This is a genomic window from Chamaesiphon sp. OTE_8_metabat_110 (assembly GCF_031382685.1).
Classification (GTDB): Bacteria; Cyanobacteriota; Cyanobacteriia; order Cyanobacteriales; family Chamaesiphonaceae; genus Chamaesiphon.
Window position 1 is genome coordinate 1 of sequence record NZ_JANMZA010000225.1, and the last position, 3,823, is coordinate 3,823.

The window sequence follows — 3,823 nt, forward strand, 5'->3', positions numbered from 1 at the left end:
CGATGCTAGAAAAGATTTTTTGCATAAGCTGACAACTCAACTGGTTCGTGAAAACCAAACGATAGTGGTTGAGGATCTGGCGATCGAGAATATGCTCAAGAACCATAAACTTAGCGGAGCTATTAGCGATGCAAGTTGGGGTGAATTGATTCGACAACTTGCCTACAAATGCGAATGGTATGGGCGAGAACTGATTAAAATTGACCGCTGGTTTCCTAGCTCTAAAAGGTGCGGGAACTGTGGGCATATTGTAAATTCGATGCCATTGAATATTCGTGAGTGGGAATGTCCGTCTTGTGGGATGAACCATGACAGGGATATAAACGCGGCAAATAACATTTTGGCGGCTGGGCTAGCCGTTTCAGTCTGTGGAGCAACTGTAAGACCCGAAGAGAGTAAATCTCGGAAGGCTGGTGCGAAGATGCAGAAACCTAAATAGCGATGTTTAGGAATCTCCGTGCCGATCTGAGCCGGAGAGGATGTCAAAGGCACTCGGTTGCGGTCTGCATGTCAATTTTACAGGTGAATCGGTTCGATCGCCTATTGGCGGCTTCAGTGATGAGTTATGCAGACACTAGCAATGCTTATTCGCCTTCGCCAGCTTTTTTGACAATCCGGGATTCCAACCAAATCGGTACGAAAATAAACCCGCTCGCGATGAACAGAGCCAGGATCGCAAATTTGCTCACCCACTCTAATAACTGTTCGAGGGAGACGATTCTGCCGACAAAAAAGGCGAGCGTCGTCATCACCGATGCCCAAGTTACCGCTCCGAGCAAATTCACACCGAGGAATTTGCCTATGGGCATTTCCACGACACCCGCCATCGGACTAGAGACGATCCGAATTAGGGGAATAAACCGACCGAAGAAGACGGCTTTAACGGCATTTTCACTAAATTTGGTTTTAATCTCTTCTAGCTGGACTTCCTGAATGCGGAAGATTTTTGACGCTGCTAAGATCAGCTTCCAGCCGCCATACTTACCGACGAAGTAGCCGCCCACCCCGCCAATAAAAGCACCCATCGCCGCAGAGCCGAGGACGAACCAATAGTTTAGTTCCCCACTCCCAGCCAAAAATCCACCGACGATCGTGATGGTTTCACCAGGTAAGGGAATTCCCAAATTTTCTAACAGAATGCCTACGAAGACAGCGAGATATCCGTATTGACTTGCCAGCGCCTGGATTGTCTCTAGTGATAGGAATTCCATCGATATCTGTGGGGATATAAATAACTTTACATTTATATATTAACTGAGGAATGGAGATTAGGAAATCTCGATCGCGTTGAGATTGCCTGCTGGATCGATGTCTTGCCCAAAACCGATCTGAATTTTTGAGGATTGCTGTTAGTAAGCGATCGCTCGTGGGCATACTAGTCCAGAAGCTACCTAAAAATACCAATAATTTTAGCAGACCGATGACCGATCGCCGGACACGTCGCCGCTGAATACTTGAGTAGTTTTGAGCAGCATCCAGATCGAATCCGTTTTGCGCGGCTATACCCATGATGTATTTGAATTTACGACTGTCGAGTAATCGCGCAGTCATAAATCCGTTCCAAGTTGCTAGTAATAATCGCCCTCGCCAAATATTCAGCATCGTACCGCCTAAATTCACAGATATCGGAGATATCTAAATGTCGCTAACTGGTTGTTTGTCAGAATATTCATTGGCTGAGATCTTTAATTTTGTCCAAGAGGGTCACAAAACTGGTCTATTGTCGATCGAGCCAGATCGCTGTTTGAGTCGTTCTGTGGATAACGCTTACTATATTTCTTTCCAAACCGGACGAATTATGTCTGTAGGTAACGGGTATGGAACAGAGTACACTGGCTTACTCAAGATGATGGAGCAACGGCAGTGGCTATCACTCGAACAAGTGACTGGCTTGTCAATTAATGCCAATCGATTGGGTCAACCATTAGGTACTTATCTCAAAGGTTGTAATCTGCTCGATACCGACCAATTGAGATTACTTTTTGATGCTCAAGTAGTTGCTAGTATCTGTAAGCTATTTGGTGAAATTCATTACGGACGGTTTAATTTTAATGCTCAAGCATCACTAATGTATGCCGAAATGACGGGGATTAGTTTAACAGCACAGGAAATGTCTCTACTCGGCTTGAGAATGCTCCGAGACTGGAGTAGTTTAAATGCTAAATTACCCGCACTCGAATCTTGCCTCCAAAAATTATCCTCAACCGAGCCAAAATTACGTTTAGATCGTCAAGAAACTAATGTTTGGAATCTAGCTCAAGGAGATATCTCGATCGAGACAATTGCCGAGCGGCTGGGACTGTCGATCGAGAAGGTTCAGCAGATTGCTTTTCGTCTATGTACGATCGGTTTGTTGCAGGAAGTTCCACAACCCTATATTTATAAACCGATCGATCTGCCAGATCCTATTGCTGCTAGTAATAGTAATGTTCCTAGTCCGGTTTCCAATTCGTTCTTGGGCAAATTAATGGGATTCTTGAAACAAAAGACTTAATTTGAAGATCCTGTTACATGTAGCTCTTCCGTGGGCATATTAAATGATGTATAGGTTCAGTTCCTCAAAATTACCCGATTAACTAATTTTCAGGCTAAACGGTGACTAATTGAGCGGCGATCGTAACCAAGAATTAATTCATTAGTTAAGCAAAATCTCCACCTATGTCTAATACACTTGCAAATCGCCCTACCTTGGGTCAATTTAGTAGCATTGTTTGTTTCAAATCAGTGATTACTGGGATGGAAGAAGCTTTAGGCGAAAAAGCTACAGCAATCGCCTTGATTGCCGCCGGACGCGAACGCGGTAAAAACCTTGCTAAAGAGTTGGGTTTATCCGGTTCTACTGAAGATCTCAGTGTCATTGCCGCTAAGTTAAACGAAGCAGTTGGTGCTAATGGTACCCACCTGACTGCTGTCGATAAAATCGTCCAAGAAGGCGATATTTACAAAGTTTATTGTTCGGAAACTGTCTGTTCTGCTGGCGAACCTCAAGGTTCCGATCGCAAATGTACTTTCACGCTGGGTGCAGTTTGGGGTGCATTGAGTGAAACCACTGGCAAAAAATTACGTGGTGTGCATACCGAATCCGTCTTGCGCGGCGGTACTCACGACGTGTTTGAATTCTCGACTCTCTAAATCTAGTCTCGATCGATCGGGATTCAATTATCAACCTGACCACATCAATTATTACAGAGAAAATCATGGGCACAAGTACGATCGGTGGAATTTTACAGAACTTTGTTTCGGGTACTGCGGATGTCCAAGGTGCAGCCTTGGTATCCCACGATGGCTTACCATTAGCCTCTAGCCTACCCGGTGCGATGGATGAAGAACGGACTTCGGCAATGTCTGCGGCAATGCTCTCGCTCGGCGAGCGTATCGGTAAAGAATTATCCCGTGGTAGTGTCGAAAAAATCATGGTTGAGGGTGCTGATGGTTATGGCATTCTCATGGGTTGTGGCGATGATGCGGTCTTCCTCGTATTGGCAAACCAGTCTGCTAAGCAAGGTTTATTGATGCTCGATATCAAACGAGCTGTCAATGAAATTAAAGCGGCACTCAATTAATTAATAATTAATAGTTAATAATTAATAATTGATTTGCAAGAGATAATTTAAAAGCGAATATCGACAATGATATTCGCTTTTATCTATCTTCTTTCATTTTTAAAAGTGCGATAAAAAATCATTATCGCTCAATTATTTAGATCCTCTTTAGATCTAAATTAGCTGAAGTAAATTAAAGACGATCGCCACTCAATATTATCTAAATACACTTTTCTTGCTGGATTTATGTATTTTCAAGAAATAGATATCCACTAACTCAT

General features: G+C 43.6%; 5 protein-coding genes. 4 read left to right on the forward strand and 1 reads right to left on the reverse strand.

Translation table 11 applies throughout. From position 1 onward, the window contains the following. The coding region (locus tag RMO52_RS08395) for an RNA-guided endonuclease TnpB family protein (protein ID WP_310412854.1) at positions 1 to 439 on the forward strand (439 nt) is incomplete at its 5' end. 145 nt (positions 440 to 584) lie between these two features. Here the strand turns inward: RMO52_RS08395 and RMO52_RS08400 are convergent. Continuing rightward, positions 585 to 1,217, reverse strand: coding sequence for a DedA family protein (locus RMO52_RS08400; RefSeq protein WP_396134921.1), 633 nt, complete (start codon positions 1,215 to 1,217; stop codon positions 585 to 587). A 422-nt stretch (positions 1,218 to 1,639) separates the two neighbouring features. On the opposite strand from RMO52_RS08400, the gene RMO52_RS08405 reads away from it, so the two are divergent. The 3 genes from RMO52_RS08405 to RMO52_RS08415 all read left to right on the forward strand — a co-directional run bounded on the left by RMO52_RS08405 (position 1,640) and on the right by RMO52_RS08415 (position 3,563). Then, the gene (locus tag RMO52_RS08405; RefSeq protein WP_310412857.1) at positions 1,640 to 2,494 is read left to right on the forward strand and encodes a DUF4388 domain-containing protein; all 855 of its coding nucleotides are present in this window, start codon (positions 1,640 to 1,642) and stop codon (positions 2,492 to 2,494) included. 164 nt (positions 2,495 to 2,658) lie between these two features. Further along, positions 2,659 to 3,132 carry a hydrocarbon-binding protein gene (locus RMO52_RS08410; RefSeq protein WP_309739241.1) on the forward strand — a complete coding sequence of 158 codons (474 nt, stop codon included), beginning with the start codon at positions 2,659 to 2,661 and terminating at the stop codon, positions 3,130 to 3,132. Positions 3,133 to 3,197: 65 nt separating this feature from the next. Then, positions 3,198 to 3,563, forward strand: coding sequence for a roadblock/LC7 domain-containing protein (locus RMO52_RS08415; RefSeq protein WP_309739242.1), 366 nt, complete (start codon positions 3,198 to 3,200; stop codon positions 3,561 to 3,563). Positions 3,564 to 3,823 lie beyond the last annotated feature (260 nt).

Excerpts from the sequence above, each read along its gene's own strand:
- RMO52_RS08415 (WP_309739242.1), top strand. The coding sequence starts at position 3,198 with ATGGGCACAAGTACGATCGGTGGAATTTTACAGAACTTTGTTTCGGGT.
- RMO52_RS08410 (WP_309739241.1), top strand. The coding sequence starts at position 2,659 with ATGTCTAATACACTTGCAAATCGCCCTACCTTGGGTCAATTTAGTAGC.
- RMO52_RS08405 (WP_310412857.1), top strand. The coding sequence starts at position 1,640 with ATGTCGCTAACTGGTTGTTTGTCAGAATATTCATTGGCTGAGATCTTT.